The organism is Mucilaginibacter ginkgonis, from assembly GCF_009754905.2.
GTDB classification, from domain to species: domain Bacteria; phylum Bacteroidota; class Bacteroidia; order Sphingobacteriales; family Sphingobacteriaceae; genus Mucilaginibacter; species Mucilaginibacter ginkgonis.
The window spans coordinates 2,998,113-3,020,262 of record NZ_CP066775.1; the positions used below are offsets into that span (position 1 = coordinate 2,998,113).

Here is a 22,150-nt window from a genome sequence, read left to right on the forward strand (position 1 = left end):
CTGACAAAGCCACAACCTTGCCTCATTTTTGTACGGGAGGCAATCATGGAATTAAGCAACATTAAGTTAAGCGTTTTAGACCAGTCGCCGGTGCGCAAGGGGGTAACTGCCGAGCAGGCATTGCAGGAAACACTCGAACTGGCCAAACATACCGACCATTTGGGCTACCACCGCTTTTGGGTGGCAGAGCATCATAATATAGACAGCCTAGCCGGCAGCGCGCCCGAAGTATTGATGGCGCACCTGGCAGGGCAAACAAAGAACATCCGCATTGGCAGCGGCGGCGTAATGATGCCAAACCATACAGCACTAAAGGTGGCCGAAAATTTTAAACTGCTGGAGGCACTATTTCCCGGCCGGATAGACCTGGGCATGGGCCGCGCACCTGGCACAGACAGGCTAACGGCTTCTGTACTGGCGCCCAACAATAACTTCAGCGATCAGGATTTTGTAAACCAACTATTCGATCTGCAAGCTTACTTTCACAATACCGCAGAGGCAGGCACTATACAAGAAAAAGTTAAGGCCATACCCATGGCGGCAACCGCGCCCAAACAATGGCTGCTGAGCAGCAGCGGCGGCAGCGTACGCTTCGCCGCGCATTTTGGCACTGGCTTTTCTTTCGCGCACTTCATCAACCCCAATGGCGGCCCAGAAGCGGTAGACCTTTACCGCCGGCACTTTAAGCCATCGGCAGATTTTACAAGTCCGCAAGCCAATGTGGCTATATTCATTTTCGTGTCAGACGACCCGGAAAAAGTTAAACAGCACCAGGCTTTGATGGACTTCAGGTTCCTGTCGCTCGAGCGCGGCCAAGGACTGTCGCCGGTTGGCTATGCAGATATAAAAGACGAGGTATACACCGATGCCGAATTAGAGCGAATTGCCTATAACCGCAAACGCATTATAGCAGGCAACAGCCGGTCAGTAAAAGAGCAGATCACCAGGTTGGTCAACAATTACCAGGTAGATGAGGTAATCGCCATTACCATTGCCGAAGAATTTGACGACAGGCTGCAGTCTTATACGCTGTTAAAAGAAGTATTCAAAGAGACCGAAAATGTTGCGCAAGTTGCGGAGTAATATCCGGGACCGGCACAGTCTATTATTACATATTTCGCTTTCATTAGTCGGTAACCGACAAAGAGGGGTGGCCTCGGCAGAAAAGGCGGGCCAGCGTTGGGGTGAATGTCGTTTTAGCTTTTTCGGGCCGTAACCGAAAAAGCGTTAAGAAACGGCAGAGCGGGCTGAAGCGTTTTTTCTGCCTTGATTTTTTGGGTACTTTTTTATCTAAGAAAAAAGTACCGAGTCCAGCGGCGAATGAGTGCTACCCATTCTCTACCGCAGAGAAGATTTCTAAAACGATATTCCAGCGGTGTTTTGCGTCGGGTTGCCAGATGCGTACATAATTATAATTACTTACGATATTGCCTTTTTTGATACGTGCACGGCCATAGCTATAAGCCAGGTCGCCGCTAACGGCGCGTCCGGCATTGGTAGTTTCGGCAGTGATGCTAACCCCCTCGTTATCAATAAACTTCATCACCTTATCTATACCCACCATCGGCTGAAAGCCGGGGAAATAAAAATGGCCTTCCGGACTGAAGAATTCTTTATAAGTACCTAAACCTGATATTTCCAGGGTATGGTTAACGGTCTTATCCGTATTCAGGATGATCGATTTGCCTAAGAAGGGGTCCTTGCTGGCGATCTTGCTGACCGGTTCAGGGTCTTGAATATCACTTACCGGGGTAGTCTCTGCTTCGGGGTGCTGGATGCCCAGATCGATCAGCAGTTTCAGCTTATTGTTAGCATCGGCGCGCCAAACAGAAACGTAATCGCCGTATACCTTATCATCGTCTTCGGTGCTGTTGGTATAAACGTAAGACCCTGCAGTAAATGCTAAACCACCATCGGCAGATATACGCGCAAAGTTTGGCGACCAGGTAAGCTTGCCCGGCTGGGCGTTTACGGTGCTGTAAAAGTCAGATATTTTAACTGCATCGGGTTTAAATACAATGCCTTCCGGATCGGCAACGGCTAAGAAGCCCGATTTAATTCCTTTTTTAGCAACAAGTTTATCGAAAGACTCTTCGGCAGTTATAACGGTCTGTACTTTGGCTGTCTGGGCATAGCTGGTAACCGATCCCAAACCGCAAAGCAACAAGACTATAGCAGATTTATTAATTTTCATTTCAGGTGATAGATGTCAGTTGCGAAATAACGATTGAATTTACAATTATACAAAACTCAATAACATAAAATCTTTTCTTTTATTGTTGATGGTTGCCGCACAGGCATTTACACTCTCGGCTATTTTGGATAAATTGCTGCTCTTTCAACCTAATTAACAGATCATGAAAAAACTTCTACTTCCGCTGGCGTTAGTTCTCGGCCAGGCGGCTTTCGCTCAAAAAACATATATCCACTGTGGTAGACTGATAGATGGCATTGCCAACGCGGCACAACAGGAAATGACGATTGTAGTTGATGGCAGCAAAATTTCCGCAATTCAAAAAGGGTACACCAACGGCACAGCGGGCGACCGCGTTATCGAGTTAAAAGATAAAACTGTAATGCCCGGCCTGATAGATTGCCACGTACACCTGGAAAGTCAGGGCAGTAAAACCTCCGCTATAGATCGTTTCCGTTTAACAGATGCAGATGTTGCCTACAAAGCCGAAGGTTATGCTAAAACCACGCTTATGGCAGGTTTTACTACCGTGCGCGATTGCGGTGGCAGCGGGGTGAACATCAGTTTACGCAAGGCAATTGCCCAGGGAATGGTAGACGGTCCGCGGATTTATACCGCAGGCAGGGCCATATCTGCAAGCGGCGGCCACATGGACGATTCTGACGGTTTCCGTGATGATGTTTTTGAGCACCGCCCCGGGCCGGATGAGGGCATTGCCGATGGAAAAGATGAACTTGTAAAAGCGGTGCGCTTGCAATTTAAGCGCGGGTCTAACCTGATTAAGATCGCCTCGACAGGCGGGGTGTTAGACCTGAGCGAAGATGGCGCCGGGGCGCAATTCACCGTAGAAGAAATTAAAGCCGTAGTGGAGACCGCAAAAGATTATGGTATGCGGGTGGCCTGCCACGCGCATGGTGCCGAGGGTATCCGTCGGGCCATACTAGGCGGCGTTACCTCTATTGAGCACGGCACTTTTATGGACGACGAAGACATGTCGCTGGCGAAAAAGGCGGGCACTTATTATGTGCCGACTATTATAGCCGGACGCTCTGTTGTCGACTCGGCCAAGATCAAAGGTTTCTTTCCGCCGGTTATAGCGCGAAAGGCCATGGAAGTTGGGCCGCAAATACAAAAAACCTTTGGCAAGGCTTATAAATATGGGGTTAAGATCGCTTTCGGTACAGATGCGGGGGTATACGCGCATGGAAAAAATTGGATGGAGTTTGGCTACATGGTAGAAGCAGGTATGCCGCCAATGGACGCGATCAAGTCCGCTACCAAAAGCGCCGCCGATCTGTTAGGCATAACCGCGGTCACCGGCAGTGTTTCAGTTGGCAAGTTCGCGGATATTGTAGCGATTGACGGCGATCCGTTGACCGACATTAGCGCTATGGGCAAAATGGCATTTGTGATGAAAGAAGGCAAAGTTTATAAAGGCCAACGATAAGCTGACCGGTGTACAAGCTGTTAGAGTTATTTCTCCAACAGATTATTGAGTTGCGCGTATTGCAGTAACATAATGGTTTTGGCATCGCATATCTCGCCTGCGGCGACCATTCGCAATGCGGCGTCAAATTGCATTTCAAGCACTTCGATGTTTTCTTCCTCGTGCGAAACCCCGCCACCATCGCTCACTCTCATATGCGGTTTATATTCGGCGATGAAAAAGTGCAGTATCTCTGTGACAGACCCGGGCGACATATAAGCCTGAAAGATCTTTGTCACATTATTTATCCTGAAACCGGTTTCCTCTTCTGTTTCCCGCTTTATACAATCTTCGGGATTGTCATGGTCTAATAAACCGGCGCAGCATTCAATGAGGTAACCGCTTTCGTTGCCATTGATATACGTCGGCAGCCTGAACTGCTTTGTCAATACGACAGTTCCGAAATCCTTATTAAATAGCAGAATCACGGCGCCATTCCCACGGTCGTAAGCTTCGCGGCTTTGTTTGATGACGCTGCCATCTTTTTTAGTCAATTCAAAATTAACACGCTTAAGTGTATACCAGTTGTCAGAAAGGATGTCGGTCGACAAAATGTTGATATTGCCCATGATTGAAAATGATTGGTTTTGTTTATATTTGACCAAAAGTAGTCATTTGCATGAGTTATCAAAAAAGGCGGCAAAAAATATTGGCCCTGCTGGATGAAGTAGAAGAAGCCGACATTGCGTTTCTTAGAGAAAAACTATCGGTCTCTGAAATAACCATTCGCCGTGATCTAAAACTGATGGCGCAAGATGGTCTGCTTTACCGCACACATGGCGGTGCCACTATGACAGATCCGCTGCTGAGCGTCAAATCCTTTAAAGGAAAGTCAGCAACAAACGTCGCTGCTAAAGACGCCATTTGCCGCAGAGCCGCTGAGGAGATTGTCGACGGCGATATCATCTTTATGGATTGCGGCAGCTCTGTTTTCAGGCTCTGTCAATTCATCAAGCAAAAGAAAATTAAAGTGATCACCAACTCTTTACCGGTGGTGACCGAACTTCATGGCACACAGGTAGCCATAAATCTTATTGGCGGCGAGGTTGACACTGACCGGCAAGCCATACACGGCATAATTGCCCAAGAACATATTAAGCGCTACCGTGCTACAAAAGCATTTTTAGGTGTGGATGGAGTTTCCGTTAATGGCCTTTTTGCCCAATCAGAAAAAGAAGCAGCAAACACGCTTGCCATGATGAGTCAAAGTAAGCGCAACTATATGTTATGCGATGAAACCAAAATCGGCAAGGAAACCTATTTAAAATTCGCGGGATTGGAATCGATTAACGTAATAATCACCAATGCGGATGATGAAAAGCTAAAGGAGTTTAGCAAATCGGGGGTGGAACTAATAAAAGTGAAATCTTAAAAATCCCTGTTTAAAGCCTTCTCTAAATCGTCAAAACTAATGTTCATTCGTACCCGTCCTTGTTTGGCATAGGCCAGTTGTCCGGTTTCTTCAGAGATAATGATCGCAGTAGCGTCATTAGCTTCGGTAACACCTATGCCTGCGCGGTGTCGGAGACCAAATTGTGCCGGCAGATCAGTGTTATCTGTCAAAGGCAGGATACAGCTGGCAGACTTGATCTTGTTGTCTGCTATCACAACGGCGCCGTCATGCAGCGGACTTGTTTTCTGGAATATGCTTTCGATCAGCCGTTTGGAAATTTTAGCTTCCATCACTTCGCAGCTGTTTTGGTAAAACTGCTCGTCGTAAAATTTAGCGAAAACGATCAATGCGCCGGTACGGGTTTCCTTTAAACTTTTGCAGGCATCTATAACGGGTTTTATTCGTGCCAGGTTATTACGCTCGCTGTCGGCTTTTCCAAAAAAATATTGCCACCACGCTTTGTTGCGCTGCAGTGATGCATTCTTACCCACCAGCAACAAAAACCGTCTTATCTCCTGCTGAAAAAGCACGATTATGGCGATGATACCAACGTTCTTGATATTGTCGAATATGCCGGCCAGGAGCGGCATCTTCTTAGCCGGCGTGATGCTGTATAAAAGCCAGATAATAGCCAGGCCAATGAATATGTTGGCAGCAATTGTACCCCTAATGAGGTTGTACAACTGGTAAATGATAATGGCCACCAGTATAATGTCCAGCGCGCTGAAGATGGTAAATTTAGGCAGGCCGAAGCTACTTAGGTTCATTAGCGGCAAGGTAAGAAATTTTGTTTACCCTGTGGTTTGGTAAAACATCCCGCCGCCGGCGATGTTTAATCCTTACAAACCGATGTAACCATGTCAATAGAACAAACCACCGAATTTAAACTTGAATACTCAGGCCAGGAACTTTCATCTACAGTAACCCGCGAAGGCAACATTTTTCATTTACATGTAGATAATAATATTGATGCCGACCTTGAATTAAAAGAAGACGGCTCATTGGTTCAGATATCGGGCCCCGAATTGCCGTTATCAAGTGTGGACTACATTCGCAAACGTGTGTTGGGCCATGATGCTACCGGCAGTTCGTTGAATAACGATCAGCCGTCAGCTTAATATTTCTTCGAGTACAGAGTTCGATTTGATGTTGCCGAAACCCTCAACGTGCAGGCTGTAATAATCGAGCAAACGGTTGAGCAGGTATCTGCGCTCATCGTTACCTAGTTTAATTTCTGAGAGGTGCTCGTACCCTGCAGCAAGCAGATCATAAAAGTGCCGCGCATGTTCTGCGGGGAGGAACGGCCCGTCGGGTTTATTGCCGGAAAATACGCCATTGATCATGTCAAAGTAGGCGATGGATTTTTCGCCCGGTAAACTATGCGGATAAAATCCAAGGTAACGGCTTAGCCGTATCAGGAAAACCAGGTGAAAATTGTTAAGGCCATCTTCGCGGTGGTCTAATAGTTCTATCGAGTTAAATACAAAATGAAACAGGTGCTCATCCGGCGATTGCTGCTTTACTGCCTTGTACAGCACTTCATTTAAAAATAGCGCAATGCTGCTTTTAACAATATCGTAAGGGATGGTCTGCAACAGCGGGCTGCTTTTGATCTCTTTAATACGCTGTACACCGCCGCCGGTTTTGTGATATACCACCAGGTCTAGCAGATGCAAAGGCTGCAGCATATTGCGGGTCACTTTTGCCTTTGGCTTGCGAACGCCGTTTATGATGTATGATTGTATGCCAAACTTTTCTGTAAACAACTGCACTATGACGCTGGCTTCCTGGTAGTCTGTGACCTTGAAAACTATGCCGCGTGTTTTGTGGAGCATATTACAGTTTAGGGATAAAGATTATACCTGCTACAATCACAGCAAAGATGGCAGTAACCAGTACCGCCCCGGCAGAGATATCTTTAATGTGGCCTGCCTTAACATTGTATCCAGGCGAAACCATGTCGGTAAGGATTTCAATCGAAGTATTTAGCAGTTCTGTGATCAATACAACAGCAATGCAAGCGGCTATCCAGCACCACTCTGATGGTGAAATATGAAAGTATATGCCTAGAGCAACTGCAACTATGGTAGCAAAAGTGTGCACCCTGAAGTTGACCTGGGTAGTAAAGGCATATTTAAGGCCGTTGAAAGCGAAAGTAAATCCTTTGAGAAATTTCTTCATCAGCGTCAAAAATAATTCTTTATTTACTCATTTTTGTTAGCATTAAATCGTCTGATTATGGATCTCAAATTAACCGGCAAAGTTGCTATTGTACTGGCTGCCAGTAAAGGCTTAGGCAAAGCAACTGCATTGGCTTTCGCTAATGAAGGTGCAGAAGTTGTCATCAGCTCGCGCAATAAAGAACAATTAGACAGCGCCGCTAAAGAGATCAAGCAGGCAACCCGCCGTACCGTCCACAGTATTGTGGCGGATGTATCCAAACCAGAAGAAATTGGCGTATTGATAAAACAGGCTGCAGATCAATTTGGCCGCATAGACATTTTGATCAATAACACCGGCGGCCCGCCGTTCGACAAGTTTGAAAACTTTAGCGACGAGCAATGGCGCAAAGCATTCGATGATATTTTGCTGGCTTTCGCGCGCAACTGCCGCCTGGTTTTACCGCATATGAAGCAGGCAGGCAGCGGGCGTATCATCAACATTGTAAGCGGGTCGGCTAAATCTGTCCTGGCAAATTCTGTGCTGTCTACCAGTATGCGATTGGGCATCATAGGTATGGCTAAGTTAATGGCAGACGAGTTTGGCCCATACAACATTACTGTGAATTGCGTTGGCCCGGGTTTGATCCTTACAGAGCGTATAAAAGATACATTACCGAAAGACAAAGATTACGACACCGCGCTTGCCGAAAAAGCCGCCGCAATACCGTTACGCCGTATCGGAAAGCCCGAAGAATTTGCCGGCTTGCTGGCATTTCTGGCATCGGACCAGGCATCATACATTACCGGCCAAACCATACAGGTTGACGGCGGCGCCGGGCGGAATATTTATTAGCGCTGCCGCGAACATAGGTGTAAACCGCGTTATTACCCGGGGGTGGCGATGGCCAGGGGGGCGGGCATACATTATGTTAAGCCATTTTTGGGAAACATCATAAATGGCTGATTTTATGGAATTTACAAATCTACCGATTTTGTAAATAGGTATCCCTAGCCACATAAGAGCCATTATTGCCCCTTCATCGCCATAGCATCGCCACCCCATCGCCATACCGGTTTCACGATGGCAATTGCAGGCTGCCCCGAACTTAAAACAATATTATATTTGATGGTGGCAGACCCAAACGATCATATTGACAGAAAAGTCAGGCGTATCCGCTCTTGGTACAATGCCTTGTTTACCGTTGGCTGGTCTGTGTTATGCCTTTATCCCGTCGGCATGTTTTCATGGCAATTTCTTAAGCCGACCATGCTTTATTGTTTTATAGGTGCATGCATAATCTGCTTTTTTCTACCGGGAAAATTTATCGACAAGCTCAGCCTCAGCAGCAGGGCATCTTTCTACAAAAAGCTAAAAGTGGATTGGGTTAACGCGCTTACGCAAAACGGAAGCGTAGTCAACAGGCGCATTAAAACAATTCGACCTAATTACCAGTCGGTAAAACCCGGCACCAAAGCCATCAAAAGACTAATTGCTCAAACGTATATGTTCGAGAAATTCCATCTGGGGCTGTCTATTTATTTCTTTTTACTGGCAGTTTATGCCGGTTGCCATGGTTTGTGGTTTTGGGCGGTTACCCTGCTTGTTGCGAACATCATTTACAATGTCTTACCAAACCTTTTGCAACAGTATATCAGGTTGAGGTTGACGAAAGTAGCTGACAGATAATCACGGCTGACTAATGATATATCCACAATAATACCGGTGTGGTTTGTTTGCGCAGCAACGCGTCAACTTTGATCATGGTATTATTAGAAATTGCAGGGCAGCCCCAACCTTCAGGTGTGCCATTTGGATAAGGCTCTGCATCAGAAACCTGATTCCATGAATGAAATACCACCTGCCGCCTCATGGCATTTTTGTTCGACGTCTCCAGCCCGGAAAGTAAATATTTTATGTGTACACCCCATTGACTGTAAGCGCGGGCGCCGATCTTGTATTTTCCCAAAGCCGTACAGTGGCTGTTTGGTGCATCACTAAAAGCTGGTTTGTCTTTTGACCACATGCCCGACCATGGCCCCGAACCGCAGCCGTGACTTACTAGTCCGGTAAATAATGTGTCGTTCTTAGCGAAATCCCAAACTACAAATCGTTTCATACCAGATGGCAGGCCCATATCCGCTAACAGGCAATATTTGTTATTAAGATGATGTTTACGGTTGTATCTTGATACTTCAAGCGCCTTTGATCTGGTTTTCCTGATATCCAGGTGCGGCCGCTCTGCACCTGATGAGACCACATGGACGACGATGAAAATGAGTGAGATGACGATAGATCTTAGCTGCATACATCGTAAATATAATCAAACAGCAATATTGAATTCTAAAGATATTCCACACTCGTCTATTAGTTAAAATTTGCCTATTTTTGCACTCCTAAAATTGGGGCTAACTTATTAATGTACAGAGAATATAAGCAACTAGATCTGCCGCGCATAGGTAAAGAGGTACTGGAGTTTTGGAAATCAAATAACATTTTCGAGAAAAGCATCAGCAGCCGCCCTGCGGACAATCCATATACTTTTTATGAAGGCCCGCCTTCTGCTAACGGTATGCCCGGCATCCACCACGTGATGGCCCGCTCTGTAAAGGATATCTTTTGCCGTTACAAAACGCTTAAGGGTTACCAGGTAAAACGCAAAGGAGGCTGGGATACGCATGGCCTTCCAATAGAGCTTGCCGTTGAAAAATCGCTTGGCATTACCAAAGACGATATAGGCAAAAAAATTTCCATTGAAGATTACAACTCTGCCTGCCGCAAGGAGGTGATGAAGTATACCGATGTTTGGAACGACCTGACCGAAAAGATGGGTTACTGGGTAGACCTGCAAAACCCTTACGTTACCTATGAGAACGAGTACATCGAGACACTTTGGTGGATCCTGAAGCAGTTTTATAATAAAGACCTGCTGTACAAAGGTTATACCGTGCAGCCATATTCGCCAAAGGCGGGTACCGGGCTTAGCTCGCACGAGCTTAACCAGCCGGGAACTTACCGCATGCTGAAGGACACATCTATAGTAGCTCAGTTCCACCTCAAAAATGACCAGCAGCATCTATTGATGGATACGTTATTCGAGTCGAAAGATGAGGACACCGTGATCCTGGCGTGGACCACTACGCCGTGGACCTTACCATCTAACTGTGCGCTGGCCGTAGGCGATAACATCAACTACGTAAAGATCAAAACCTTTAACCCGTACACCTTTAACCCGGTAAGCGTGGTGTTGGCGAAGGACCTGGTTAGCAAATATTTTAAAGCCGATAAAGAGCTTCCTAACTCCCTCTCCCTCGGGGAGCGCCGGGGTGAGGCTTCTTTACCTGTTACGTGGGATGGCAAAGGCGGCGCGCCCTGGGTAAAAGTCGCCGACTTTAAGGGTAAAGACCTTTTAGGCCTGCGCTACCACCAGTTGATGCCGTACGTTACCAATGAAGATTTGGAGCGCAACGCGTTCCGTGTGATCCCTGCCGACTTTGTTACTACCGAGGATGGTACCGGTATAGTTCACACCGCCTCTGTTTTTGGCGCGGATGACTTTAGGGCATGTAAGGAAAATAATGTACCATCTGTAATGGTGCATGACGAAACCGGCAAGGAAGTACCATTGGTTGACAAGCAAGGTAAGTTTGTTGATGAGGTGACCGATTTTGCAGGTCGTTATGTTAAGGAAGAATATTACAGCGATGAGGAACGCAACGATCCGAACTTTAAGCCTACCGATGTACTCATCGCGATAAAGCTTAAGGAAGAAGACAAAGCGTTCGACGTTAAAAAATATGAGCACAGCTATCCGCATTGCTGGCGTACCGACAAGCCGATACTTTACTATCCGCTGGATAGCTGGTTTGTACGCACCACTTCTGTGAAGGATAAGATGGTGGAGCTCAATAAAACCATTAACTGGAAGCCGGAAAGCACAGGTACAGGCCGTTTTGGCAACTGGCTGGAAAATCTTGTCGACTGGAACCTCTCGCGTTCGCGTTTTTGGGGTACACCGCTGCCTATCTGGCGCGAAGAAAATGGCACCGAAGAAAAATGTGTCGGTTCTATAGCAGAACTTAAAGAAGAAATAGAACGCTCGATAGCCGCAGGCATGATGCCGGAGGGCTTTGACATTCCGGACCTGCACCGCCCATATGTTGATGATGTGGTGCTGGTATCGAGCGGTGGCAGGCGCATGCTGCGCGAACCCGATCTTATAGACGTTTGGTTCGATTCGGGCGCAATGCCTTACGCGCAATGGCACTTCCCTTTTGAAAATAAAGAAGCATTTGAGAACGCCTACCCGGCAGATTTCATCGCCGAAGGCGTGGATCAAACCCGCGGCTGGTTCTTTACCCTGCATGCCATAGCTGTTATGCTAAGCGAAGCAAGCAATGACGTGAAAGCTGTAAACCAAAAGGTGGGTAACAAGGGTATAGCATTTAAAAACGTAGTGTCAAATGGTTTGGTGCTCGACAAGAACGGCAACAAAATGTCTAAACGTTTAGGCAACGCTGTCGATCCGTTCGAAACTATCGATACTTTCAGTGCAGATGCGGCCCGCTGGTATATGATCAGCAACGCTTCGCCTTGGGACAACCTTAAATTTAATATCGAGGGTGTTGACGAGGTGCGCCGTAAGTTTTTCGGTACACTATATAACACTTACTCCTTCTTTTCGCTGTACGCCAATATCGATGGCTTTAATTACAGCGAGGCCGACTTTAATGCTGTGGACAGGCCAGAGATAGACCGCTGGATCATCTCTGTTCTAAATACGCTGACCAAAGAAGTCGACGGTTTTTACAACGATTTTGAACCTACTAAGGCAGCTCGCACGATACAGGAGTTTGTTGACGAGCACTTAAGCAACTGGTATGTGCGTTTAAGTCGCCGTCGTTTCTGGAGATCAGACAACTCGCAGGATAAAATATCGGCATACCAAACCTTGTATACCTGTCTGGTAACCGTAAGCAAATTAATGAGCCCTATTGCTCCGTTCTTTGCAGAGCGTTTGTTCACCGACCTGAACAGCGCAACCCGAAAGGAAAACGTAGAGTCGGTTCATTTAGCCACATTCCCAACTTACCACGCCGACTTAGTTGATCAAAAACTGGAAGAGCGTATGCACCTGGCGCAGGATGTTTCATCTCTTGTGCTGTCGTTGCGTAAAAAGGTGGGCATAAACGTCCGTCAGCCTTTAAGTCGGGTGTTGCTGCCGGTGTTAGACAATACCTTTCAATCGCAGGTAGATTTGGTTAAAGAACTCATCCTTTCTGAAACCAATGTTAAAGACATAGAATACATTACAGATACTGCCGGCCTCATCACTAAAAAGATCAAGCCCAATTTTAAAGCTTTGGGCCCTAAAGTAGGCAAGGATATGAAGTCGGTTTCTGAAGCGATCACACAATTAACGCAGGCTGATATATCAACTTTAGAATCAACCGGCGAGGTAGCTGTGCTTGATGGGCGTTACACGATCACGACGGCAGAGGTGGAGATCATTGCCGAAGATGTACCCGGCTGGCAGGTAGCCTCTTTAGGCAAACTCACCGTTGCATTGGATATCCATATCAGCGACGAGCTAAAGCAGGAAGGTACATCGCGCGAGTTAATAAACCGTGTACAAAACCTGCGTAAAACCAAAGGTTTTGAAGTTACTGATAAAATAAAGGTTGTCATAAGTGATAACCCCGTTATCGCGGGGGCGCTGCAAAACAATTTAGGCTATATTTGCGCCGAAATTTTAGCCGATACCATTCAGTTTGACAGTAGCTTAGCTGGCGGTGATGTAATCACTATAGACGATATTGAAATAAGAATTGCGATAAGTAAAGTATAAATGAAAACAGAACAAACAGAGAAAACCAGATATTCTGACGCAGAATTAAAGGAATTTAAAGATCTTATTTTAGATAAGATCCGTGGTGCACGCGAAGAACTGAACGCTTTGGCATCATCATTAAGCAGCCCCAACACCAATGGTACTGATGATACTGCAGGTACTTACAAAACTTTAGAAGATGGTTCGGCTACTTTAGAAAAAGAATCTATAAACCAATTAGCAGCCCGCCAAAAGAAATTTATAGAGCAGTTAGAGGCCGCTTTGGTACGCATAGAAAATAAAACTTATGGAGTTTGCCGTGAAACCGGTAAGCTGATCCAAAAAGAGCGTTTACGCGCAGTGCCGCATACTACTTTGAGTATGGAAGCAAAAATGAAACAATACTAAATGAAGCCAAGCTACACCAGGCCTTTTATTCTTGCTTTTATTATTGTTATTGTAGACCAAATCGTTAAGATTTGGGTGCATTCGCACATGTATCTTGGCGAACGAATCCAGTTTTTGGGAAACCGCGGCATGCTCCTGTATACCGAAAACAACGGTATGGCCTTTGGCTGGGAACTGGGGGGCGAGTGGGGTAAACTTGCGCTCACCTTATTCAGGATTGGCGCAGTAGCAGGTATAGGGTACGGGTTGATCTATTTGATCCGCCACAGGTACCACCGTGGGTTGATCATGAATATGGCGCTGATATTTGCCGGTGCTGTCGGTAATATTGTCGATTCTACTTTCTACGGTATGATATACCATTACGCGCCCATCTTCCAGGGACGTGTTGTAGACATGTTTTATTTCCCTATCATCCACGGAACCTTTCCAAAGTCGTTCCCATTTTGGGCAGGTGAGGAGTTCGAGTTTTTCCGCCCGATATTCAACGTCGCCGATTCGGCCATTTCCATTGGTGTCATTATGATATTGCTTTACCAAAAGCGTTACTTTAAACACCAGGAAGCAGAGGTGAACCATCCGCACAGCGAGGTGGTGGAAGACTGATTTTTTAGATGTGCTGATATGCAGATGTGCAAATAATATAGAAGCCGCTCTATATAAAGCGGCTTCTTTTGTTTTAGCCTTCTGTCATGCCGAACTTGATTCGGCATCTCACATGCAAATCTTTGTATTGGTAATTGTCCTTTGAGATCCCGAAACAAGTTCGGGATGACATACCTAAACTCAAAACAAACTTGTTTGCCTGCCGCCTAAGGGGGTAAACAGAGACAGGTCATAAGCCGGCATACCTTTGCCTGCCAGGAAACGGTTACAAGCCATTTTATACAATTGATGTATAGATTCTGCTACGTTGCCATCGCCGGACATGCGCCTGCCGTATTGGGTATCATTGATGCGCCCGCCATGGCATTCAGCTATTTGGTTTAACACTTTATCTGCCCGGTCGGGGAAGGCTTTATATATCCAGTCTGTAAAAATATCCCCGATGCTGCCGTTGAGCCTAGCAATGGTAAAGCCCGCGTCAACCGCACCGCGGCCTGCGGCCGCGCGGATGATATCAGCAACTTCATTGCTGTTTAACCCGGGGATTATAGGCGCAGCCATTACACGCACTGGTACACCGGCAGTTGATAGTTTTTCTATTACCGTTAACCTGCCGCTTGCGGTAACTGTGCGCGGTTCCAGCTTCTGGCGCAGCTGCTCGTTAAGAGAGGTGATGGATACGTTAACATGGGCTAACTGCATTTTAGCCATTTCACTTAAAATGTCAATGTCGCGCAGCACAAGGTTGTTCTTGGTGATAATGCTCACCGGATTTTTATATTTTAAAAAGACTTGAAGCAGCTGTCGGGTTATCTCCAGCTTGCGTTCTACAGGTTGGTAGCAGTCTGTATTACCAGAAAGCACAATTGGTGTAACCTGGTAACCTCTTTTGTTAAAGTATTTTTCGAGCAGTTGCGGAGCGTTAGGCTTCACCATTATCTTTCGCTCAAAATCTAATCCCGCACTAAAGCCAAAATATTCATGACTATTGCGTGCATAACAGTAAATGCAGCCATGCTCGCAACCCTGATACGGGTTTATAGAATGCATATTTTGCAGATCTGGGCTGTTGCTTTCGCTTACGATCTTTTTGGGGTTCTCGTAATAATATTGTGTAGCCTCGTTCTCTAAAAATGGTTCATCCAATCCTTCGGGATGGTCTAGAACATATTTAGATTTAAGAAACTTATTGTGCGTATTAACCTGCGCACCGCGACCCTTAAAATATTCGGGGTTATCTTCAAAAGGCATTCACAAATTTGCTAATTAATTTAGCAAATCACAATTGCACGTATTGGTTTTTTATGGCATACATAGCCAAGCCAACACGGCTTTTTACATCGAGTTTTTCAAACAGCTGGTCGCGGTATCCGTCAACAGTACGAACGCTCACATTCATCTTATCGGCAATTTCCCGATAGGTTAGTTCTGTGCCGGTAAGTTTCAAAAAGTCCAGTTCGCGCTGGCTGAGTTTAATGCCGTCATCAGCTTTAATATAATTACCCATTAAATACTTGGTCACGAAAGGCGGAAAGAAAAAATCATTTTCTGCAACCTTTTTTAACGCATGCTCGAATTCGTCAGGCTCAGCATCTTTTAACAAGTAGCCGTTAACACCTAATTTTAACATGCGCGTAATTTTTTCGGGGTCGCCGTGCATAGAAAGCACAATGATCTTTACATCAGGATAATTCTTTTTAAGCCATTCCGCACCGATGAAACCGTCCATGCCTGGCATATTGATATCCAGCAAAACAATATCGGGCATTGTCTTGGGTTTTACCCTGTCTATCAATTCCTGCCCGTTAGATGCTTCAAAGATCACATTAAAGCCTTCAATTTGCGCAATTAATTGAGCAATGCCTGTTCTAAAAAGCTTATGGTCGTCAACTAATGCAATTTGTAACGGCTTATTAAGCGGGTTCATGTTGTAGTGTATAATTTAAGGTAACCTTGCAGCCATGCCCGTTCTCACTAACGATATCGGCATTTGCACCAATTAGCCCGGCGCGGTTCTGCATGTTTTTTAAGCCTGATCCTTTATGCTGATCGATTATGCCCATATAGAAACCATCGCCGTCATCGGTGATCGTCAGGCGCAGGTCGTCCGCATAAGTTAAGTCCACTGTTAGATTTTTTGCATTGGCATGTTTCAGTACATTGTTCACCGACTCTTGAAAGATCCGGAATAGCACCAATTCATGTTTTGGTTCTATTGGCACCGGTATACCTGTAAGATTAAATTTGGCTAAAAGCAGGCCGCTTTTATTAATTTTCTCTGTTTCGTATTTTATAGTCTCAGCCAGGCCTGATGCTTTTATGATATCGAAACTCATGCTTTTCGACAGGTCGCGCAGGTCGCTTATAGCATTAGACAGCAATTCGCGGCTTTCTTTAATTTTTTCTTCTGATGTTGAAGGATCTTTTGCCGCGATACCAAGAGAGAGTTTTACAAAAGACAGCACCTGGCCAATGTTGTCATGTATCTCGCGGCTTACATATTGAAGCGTCTCGTCCTGGACCTCAATTTGTGTCTTAAGGATTTCCTGTTTGCGGTTTTCTTCAATACCGGTAAGCTTTCGGCGGTGTTCAAACGTCTTACGCTGATAAATGAACAGTATGGTTATTATGAATAAAACGAAAAGGGCAAGTATCCCGATCGAGACTGCAAGCAACACCCAAATATCTAACCCGTTAGCACCCAATAGTTATAAGCAGTGCCGGGAAATTAGGGGCCCGGCCGCTCTGCCATAAATATAAAACAATAATTTAAGTGAAAACTGAATTACCTGAACAAATGACACTTGTTAAAACTGTAATTCGCCGACGGTCTTTTTGCCAAAGGCGCTTTTTACAAACACAACTAAAATGCATAAGTAATGAAGCAGATTGGTGAGCCATAAAAACGGAGACATACCATGAAGCTGAGCAGCCGCGTATGAATAAGCTTCTGCTTTCCTTTGGAGCATGTCTGTCAGGAAATTTGGGTTCTCCTTAAGAGACAAGCCTACCATATAAGTCTGCGCGGAAAAATAAACTGTGCTGAACGCGTAGTAAAACAACATGCCGGACACCGCCAAAAGCACGTAGACATTCAAATATTCATAGCGCGAGATACTGTCAAATATTCCCTTGAAATAAAATATGCTAATTATAGTGATCAGTAAGCCTCTTATTATTGTGCTATAGCCATTATGGACTATAGCGCCGTAAGGGTCTGCTGTACTTTCTTTGATAAACGGATATCCTAACATAAAGGTTACTGCCACCAACAGTACGATGCTGCCTGCTATAAATTTCTTAACCGGCCGGCTATTTACATTCCGATAAATAAACCAGGCAAACAATGCATACTCACACGCGCCCCCTAAAAAATATACAGGAAGATTGTTTCTGAATTTAACCTTAAAAAAGTGTGCAAGCACTTCGTCCAGCAACGAGCATAATACTGCTAATGCCAAAGGCACAATGTTACGCTCAAGTTTGTTGACTATAATTGCATACAACCCTATCAAACTATCGAGTAGAACTATTAAAATAGTTATGTAATATAAGTTGCTCAATATTAAAGTATAGAACCATCATCCCCGCCACCGCACTGCGGTGGGCATGGTGCCAATTCTTCGTAAACTTGTGTGTCGTCTTCGCCACGCTTTATATTTTTGCCGTCAGCATCAACGCCAACCAATACCAGTGTGTGCCCTTGAGCTAAACCTACAGGACCTTTAGGTAAACCGTTCTCTAAAGCAATGAAAAACCGGACAGACTTACAATCTTTTTGCGATATAATATTTTGCAAATATTGCGCGTCTATCAGCAATGAATGTATATCGCCGTCGTTACAAGCTTCGTTATAATCGCTTACCATTTTTTGCGCTGCAGAGAGTTGCATTTGTTTACCAGCCATTGTACCAGAGATTAAATTGTTGATCTAAATCTAAATCCCCGGTGAAAAATTCCATACCGTGTTTTCACGGTATTTTTTGGGTGTTTTAACTACCTGTAGACGTGATCTACGGCTTTACCTTTATAGCATTCACAAACTTTATGTTTATAAAGTTAGTTTAAAAAGGCCAGTGTTAAAATCCTAAACCTTATCACAAGCAAACACAACATAACGGTGCATGTTATTCAAACATGCGCCGTTTTTTGCAAAGGCTCCTTACAAAGCCTGTCATCCGCCTTTCAAACAAACTTTCTTCGCGCCCAAAAAAACAACTGGTTTTTAAAGCGCTAACCAGGTTGTACAAAGGCATTATTACTGCTACAGATAAAAAAGGTAAGATCATTCCGTTCGATCCGCAGAAAGACAAATTCATCATCCTGTCTGACCAGCATAAAGGCGCCCGCGATTTTGCAGATGACTTTGCCTTGGCGGAAAAGAATTACCTGGCAGCTTTGGAGTATTATTATAAGCAGGGTTTCTATTATATTAACCTGGGCGACAGCGAAGAGCTTTGGGAAAATTTGTTGCTCACGGTTTTAAAACACAATAAAGAAACCTTTGAGGCTGAGAAGAAGTTTCTGACCAAGAACGCTTTCACTAAGATATTTGGCAACCATGATCTATATTGGGATAACGACCCACTGGCACCTGTCACACTTAAAAATGTTTACGGCGAAGATGTAAAAATAAACGAGGGGCTTGTGCTGCGTACACAACTAAAAGATCGCCCTTTAGATATCTTTATGACCCACGGACACCAGGGCGATCTGCAAAGCGACGGAAATTGGTTTAGCAAATGGTTTGTTTCAAACATTTGGGGGCCGGTACAGGCTTATCTGCGCATTAACCCAAATACACCGGCTAACAACGACGATTTAAAAACCACGCACAATGTGCTGATGTATGAATGGTCAGGAAAGCAAGACGACACTTTACTGATCACCGGCCATACCCATCAACCGGTATTTGCATCACTGACACATATCGAGTCGTTGTACTTGCAGCGCGACAAGGCCAAAGCAGCAAATGACGAAACCAAATTAAAATCGCTTGATGAACAAATTTCCAGGCGACATTTAAAAGGTGATACCGCAATAAACTTTAAAGGGTACAAACCAACTTATTTTAATAGCGGCTGCTGTTGTTTTGACGATGGTGACATTACCGGTATTGAGATCGCTGATGGCTGCATACGGCTGATAAAATGGGAATATGCCAAGGGCAAGCAAAGTAAGCGAAAGGTCCTGGACGAGCGTACGCTTGAACAAATATCGGCAGAAATTAACAGCGAGATTAGCCGTCCAGCAAAAACACAAAAACCTCTTTAGGCCCATGTGCGCCTAATACCAAAGTTTTCTCGATGTCGGCGGTGCGGCTTGGCCCGGTAACTAATGACAACATTGATGGCAAGTTGTAACCATACTTTTTCTTTACCAGATCCAACCCATCTTTAATGTCCAGCACAATTTGAGAAGTATAAGCCAAGACAATGTGTACCGGCGGATAAATACTCAACCTTCGGCCGGCCGCGCTTCCGTTGGAAACCATGATGCTGCCATTACGCGCCACCAAACACTCACATAATGTGAAACCAACTTCTATCTGGTCAAAGTCTTTGTCGGTAGCGTAATAAGGGTATCCATATTGATCCAGTATGGCTTGCAGGGCAGGCTCCCAGCAATAGATCTTGTGCCATTTACGCGCTTCTGCCAAAGACAGCAAGTTTTCAATGAACGCGATCTCATCTTCGCAAAAAACGAACTGACCTGCGGCAGCAGTAAATTGCTCTGCAAACATTACTTCGGGCTCATCCTCGCCTTCGCTAAAATAAAGCGGCTGCTCCTCCAGGTTGCGATAAGGCTCCGGCGTTTTGTTTAAAAGCGCTTTCCTTATCTTTTTTAACAACTTTTCTTTACTGGTGGTGATGTCCTTCATACCGAAATCGATGCGTGGTAAATATCAGTAAAATGGCGCATAAAAAAAGCCGTCAGGTAACCCCGGACGGCTTTAAATTATAATTTATGGATTTAGGCGATATCGCCGGCCATATTATCGTTTGTTGGATTTAATACACTTTCCGGAATAGCGTTGTTATCCGCGGTGGGTTCTGCCGGCGGCAATTCGCCGTTTACGAATTTATCGTAAGCCGTACGGCCTTCAAACGGGCGTTTGCCCAGCATCTCTTCTAAATCGCTTTGGAAGATCACTTCTTTTTCCAGCAGCTTCTGCGCAACTTTTTCCAACCCATCGCGGTGCTCCGTGATCAGGTCATGCGTTTTCTTATAAACCTGATCCACAAGCGTACGAACCTCTGAGTCTATTAATTCCGCGGTATGGTCAGAGTATGGTTTGCTGAATTGATTTTCGCCATGGGGATCGTAGAATGACAGGTTACCTACCTTATCATTCATACCATATATCCTTACCATGCCATAAGCCAGGCGGGTAATGCGTTCCAGATCGCTTAAGGCGCCTGTAGTTATTTTACCAAATACTATGTCTTCGGCAACACGGCCACCCATTGATAGTACCATGTCATCAAACAACTCTTCTTTAGCTACAAGGAAGCGCTCGTTAGGCAGGTATTGCGCATAACCCAAGGCTGCAACACCACGCGGAACGATAGATACTTTTACCAATGGATCTGCATGTTCAAGGAACCAGCCCGCGATAGCGTGGCCTGCTTCGTGGTAAGCTACCACACGTTTCTCTTCGGGCGATATCAGCGTGTTCTTTTTCTCTAAACCACCAATTACCCTGTCAATAGCATCCTGAAAGTCGGCCATATCAACAGCCGGTTTATCGCGGCGGGCGGCTATAAGGGCAGCCTCGTTACAAACGTTGGCGATCTCCGCGCCGGCGAAGCCGGGTGTTTGTGCCGATAGTTTCTTCGCGTCTACATCATCGGCAGTTTTTACCGGCGCCAGGTGAACCTTAAATATTTGCTCGCGGCCGTTCAGGTCCGGTTTATCGATAGATATCTGCCTGTCGAAACGGCCGGGACGTAATAAAGCAGAGTCTAATACATCGGGGCGGTTGGTGGCTGCAAGGATAATAATGCCCGAATCGGTACCAAAGCCGTCCATCTCTACCAGTAACTGGTTCAAAGTATTTTCGCGCTCATCGTTACCACCAACAATATTGTTCTTTCCCCGGGCACGGCCAATGGCATCTATCTCGTCAATAAAGATGATACATGGCGCTTTGTCTTTTGCCTGGCGGAACAAGTCGCGCACACGCGATGCGCCTACACCCACAAACATCTCCACAAAGTCTGAACCTGATAAAGAGAAGAATGGCACATGCGCCTCGCCTGCTACAGCCTTAGCCAATAGGGTTTTGCCTGTACCGGGCGAACCAACAAGTAAAGCGCCTTTAGGAATTTTACCACCCAGGTTGGTATATTTTTTAGGGTTTTTAAGGAAATCTACGATCTCCATCACCTCATACTTGGCTTCTTCAAGTCCGGCAACATCGTTGAATGTAACTGTCACCTGCGATTCTTTGTCAAACAAAGTAGCTTTAGATTTTCCAATGCTGAAGATCTGGCTGCCGGGACCGCCACCTGCGCCACCACCCATACGGCGGATAATGAACATCCACAGCAGTACAACTGCTACCATGATCAAAATGCTTTGTACCAATAAGCTCGAGAAGAAGTTACTTTGCTGGGTATATTGGATCGGTGTTTTTTGAGAGTCGGGCAGGTTTTTTTCTTCGTTGTTGATCGTCTGCTTCAGGCTCTCATAAGATGCATCTGTAATACTGTATTGAGGGCCGCTGTTGGTAGAACCGCTTATTGAGCGCTGATCGCGAACATCACTATACTGTGGTTTGCGAAGACTATCCTTTTTTATATAAACGTCTGCTGCAACCAACTCGCCATCCTTATAAGCTACGATCTTGTCAACGTCATGAGGCTTAAGCATCTCAGACACAAAACGCTGGGTGCTTATTTGTTTACCTGTATTGCTATTGATGAAGTAAGAAACAACTACTAAACCCACTATCAGCATAGCATAAAGCCATACGATGTTAAATCTGGGTGGTTTTGGTGTGATCTTCTTACCGTTACTATTTGTAATTTTCCGAATAACCTTTGGCTTTTCGTTTTTATTTTCTTTCAT

General features: G+C 45.4%; 23 protein-coding genes. 10 read left to right on the forward strand and 13 right to left on the reverse strand.

Annotation, left to right across the window (positions count from 1 at the left end):
• Window positions 1-45: 45 nt before the first annotated feature.
• Window positions 46-1,083, forward strand: coding sequence for an LLM class flavin-dependent oxidoreductase (locus GO620_RS13925; protein WP_157524363.1), 1,038 nt, complete (start codon window positions 46-48; stop codon window positions 1,081-1,083).
• Between the two features lie 244 nt (window positions 1,084-1,327).
• On the opposite strand, the gene GO620_RS13930 is transcribed toward GO620_RS13925, so the two are convergent.
• Entirely contained in the window at window positions 1,328-2,194 is an 867-nt protein-coding gene (locus GO620_RS13930; RefSeq protein ID WP_157524365.1) for a Cif family virulence factor, read from the reverse strand.
• A gap of 163 nt (window positions 2,195-2,357) precedes the next feature.
• Here GO620_RS13930 and GO620_RS13935 point away from each other — a divergent pair, with 163 nt between their 5' ends.
• Window positions 2,358-3,641 (forward strand): metal-dependent hydrolase family protein, encoded by a 1,284-nt coding sequence (locus GO620_RS13935; RefSeq protein ID WP_157524367.1) that lies wholly within the window; start codon window positions 2,358-2,360, stop codon window positions 3,639-3,641.
• 26 nt (window positions 3,642-3,667) lie between these two features.
• Here GO620_RS13935 and nudK read toward each other — a convergent pair whose 3' ends face one another.
• A complete protein-coding gene (gene nudK, locus GO620_RS13940) occupies window positions 3,668-4,249 on the reverse strand; it encodes a GDP-mannose pyrophosphatase NudK (RefSeq protein WP_157524369.1) in 582 nt (193 codons plus the stop codon).
• A 50-nt stretch (window positions 4,250-4,299) separates the two neighbouring features.
• Here nudK and GO620_RS13945 point away from each other — a divergent pair, with 50 nt between their 5' ends.
• Complete coding sequence (locus GO620_RS13945; RefSeq protein WP_157524371.1) at window positions 4,300-5,052, forward strand: DeoR/GlpR family DNA-binding transcription regulator; 753 nt, start codon at window positions 4,300-4,302, stop codon at window positions 5,050-5,052.
• Here the strand turns inward: GO620_RS13945 and cdaA are convergent.
• Entirely contained in the window at window positions 5,049-5,840 is a 792-nt protein-coding gene (gene cdaA, locus GO620_RS13950; protein WP_157524373.1) for a diadenylate cyclase CdaA, read from the reverse strand. The genes GO620_RS13945 and cdaA overlap by 4 nt on opposite strands.
• 90 nt (window positions 5,841-5,930) lie before the next feature.
• Here cdaA and GO620_RS13955 point away from each other — a divergent pair, with 90 nt between their 5' ends.
• Window positions 5,931-6,191, forward strand: coding sequence for a hypothetical protein (locus GO620_RS13955; protein WP_157524375.1), 261 nt, complete (start codon window positions 5,931-5,933; stop codon window positions 6,189-6,191).
• Here GO620_RS13955 and recO read toward each other — a convergent pair.
• The gene (gene recO / locus GO620_RS13960) at window positions 6,183-6,908 is read right to left on the reverse strand and encodes a DNA repair protein RecO (RefSeq protein ID WP_157524377.1); all 726 of its coding nucleotides are present in this window, start codon (window positions 6,906-6,908) and stop codon (window positions 6,183-6,185) included. The two genes, GO620_RS13955 and recO, sit on opposite strands and share 9 nt — an antisense overlap.
• A gap of 1 nt (window position 6,909) precedes the next feature.
• Window positions 6,910-7,254: a diacylglycerol kinase family protein gene (locus GO620_RS13965; RefSeq protein ID WP_157524379.1), complete on the reverse strand. Its 345-nt coding sequence runs from the start codon at window positions 7,252-7,254 to the stop codon at window positions 6,910-6,912.
• 57 nt (window positions 7,255-7,311) lie between these two features.
• On the opposite strand from GO620_RS13965, the gene GO620_RS13970 reads away from it, so the two are divergent.
• The gene (locus GO620_RS13970) at window positions 7,312-8,088 is read left to right on the forward strand and encodes an SDR family oxidoreductase (RefSeq protein ID WP_157524381.1); all 777 of its coding nucleotides are present in this window, start codon (window positions 7,312-7,314) and stop codon (window positions 8,086-8,088) included.
• Between the two features lie 228 nt (window positions 8,089-8,316).
• Window positions 8,317-8,922, forward strand: coding sequence for a glycosyl-4,4'-diaponeurosporenoate acyltransferase CrtO family protein (locus GO620_RS13975; protein ID WP_157524383.1), 606 nt, complete (start codon window positions 8,317-8,319; stop codon window positions 8,920-8,922).
• A 10-nt stretch (window positions 8,923-8,932) separates the two neighbouring features.
• Here GO620_RS13975 and GO620_RS13980 read toward each other — a convergent pair whose 3' ends face one another.
• Complete coding sequence (locus tag GO620_RS13980) at window positions 8,933-9,541, reverse strand: murein L,D-transpeptidase catalytic domain-containing protein (protein ID WP_157524385.1); 609 nt, start codon at window positions 9,539-9,541, stop codon at window positions 8,933-8,935.
• A gap of 111 nt (window positions 9,542-9,652) precedes the next feature.
• Here GO620_RS13980 and ileS point away from each other — a divergent pair, with 111 nt between their 5' ends.
• Genes ileS through GO620_RS13995 form a run of 3 tightly spaced genes read left to right on the forward strand, consistent with a single transcriptional unit; the run spans window position 9,653 to window position 14,077 of the window.
• Window positions 9,653-13,081 (forward strand): isoleucine--tRNA ligase, encoded by a 3,429-nt coding sequence (gene ileS / locus GO620_RS13985; RefSeq protein WP_157524389.1) that lies wholly within the window; start codon window positions 9,653-9,655, stop codon window positions 13,079-13,081.
• The gene (locus GO620_RS13990; RefSeq protein WP_157524391.1) at window positions 13,082-13,471 is read left to right on the forward strand and encodes a TraR/DksA family transcriptional regulator; all 390 of its coding nucleotides are present in this window, start codon (window positions 13,082-13,084) and stop codon (window positions 13,469-13,471) included.
• A complete protein-coding gene (locus GO620_RS13995; RefSeq protein WP_157524392.1) occupies window positions 13,472-14,077 on the forward strand; it encodes a lipoprotein signal peptidase in 606 nt (201 codons plus the stop codon). It abuts the gene before it with no gap.
• A gap of 180 nt (window positions 14,078-14,257) precedes the next feature.
• On the opposite strand, the gene GO620_RS14000 is transcribed toward GO620_RS13995, so the two are convergent.
• The 5 genes from GO620_RS14000 to GO620_RS14020 form a co-directional block, all read right to left on the reverse strand.
• A complete protein-coding gene (locus GO620_RS14000; protein WP_157524393.1) occupies window positions 14,258-15,328 on the reverse strand; it encodes a PA0069 family radical SAM protein in 1,071 nt (356 codons plus the stop codon).
• A 28-nt stretch (window positions 15,329-15,356) separates the two neighbouring features.
• On the reverse strand, window positions 15,357-16,004 hold the full coding sequence (locus GO620_RS14005) for a response regulator transcription factor (protein ID WP_157524394.1): 648 nt from the start codon (window positions 16,002-16,004) through the stop codon (window positions 15,357-15,359).
• Window positions 15,991-16,782 carry a sensor histidine kinase gene (locus GO620_RS14010; protein ID WP_157524395.1) on the reverse strand — a complete coding sequence of 264 codons (792 nt, stop codon included), beginning with the start codon at window positions 16,780-16,782 and terminating at the stop codon, window positions 15,991-15,993. The genes GO620_RS14005 and GO620_RS14010 overlap by 14 nt, the downstream gene beginning before the upstream one ends.
• A gap of 102 nt (window positions 16,783-16,884) precedes the next feature.
• Window positions 16,885-17,640 carry a hypothetical protein gene (locus GO620_RS14015; protein ID WP_157524396.1) on the reverse strand — a complete coding sequence of 252 codons (756 nt, stop codon included), beginning with the start codon at window positions 17,638-17,640 and terminating at the stop codon, window positions 16,885-16,887.
• A gap of 2 nt (window positions 17,641-17,642) precedes the next feature.
• Window positions 17,643-17,984, reverse strand: coding sequence for a hypothetical protein (locus GO620_RS14020; RefSeq protein WP_157524397.1), 342 nt, complete (start codon window positions 17,982-17,984; stop codon window positions 17,643-17,645).
• Between the two features lie 230 nt (window positions 17,985-18,214).
• Between GO620_RS14020 and GO620_RS14025 the strand changes: the two genes are divergently transcribed.
• Window positions 18,215-19,351 (forward strand): metallophosphoesterase, encoded by a 1,137-nt coding sequence (locus GO620_RS14025; RefSeq protein ID WP_157524398.1) that lies wholly within the window; start codon window positions 18,215-18,217, stop codon window positions 19,349-19,351.
• Here GO620_RS14025 and GO620_RS14030 read toward each other — a convergent pair.
• Window positions 19,317-19,958, reverse strand: coding sequence for a LutC/YkgG family protein (locus GO620_RS14030; RefSeq protein WP_157524399.1), 642 nt, complete (start codon window positions 19,956-19,958; stop codon window positions 19,317-19,319). The two genes, GO620_RS14025 and GO620_RS14030, sit on opposite strands and share 35 nt — an antisense overlap.
• 92 nt (window positions 19,959-20,050) lie before the next feature.
• Window positions 20,051-22,150: an ATP-dependent zinc metalloprotease FtsH gene (gene ftsH / locus GO620_RS14035; protein ID WP_157524400.1), complete on the reverse strand. Its 2,100-nt coding sequence runs from the start codon at window positions 22,148-22,150 to the stop codon at window positions 20,051-20,053.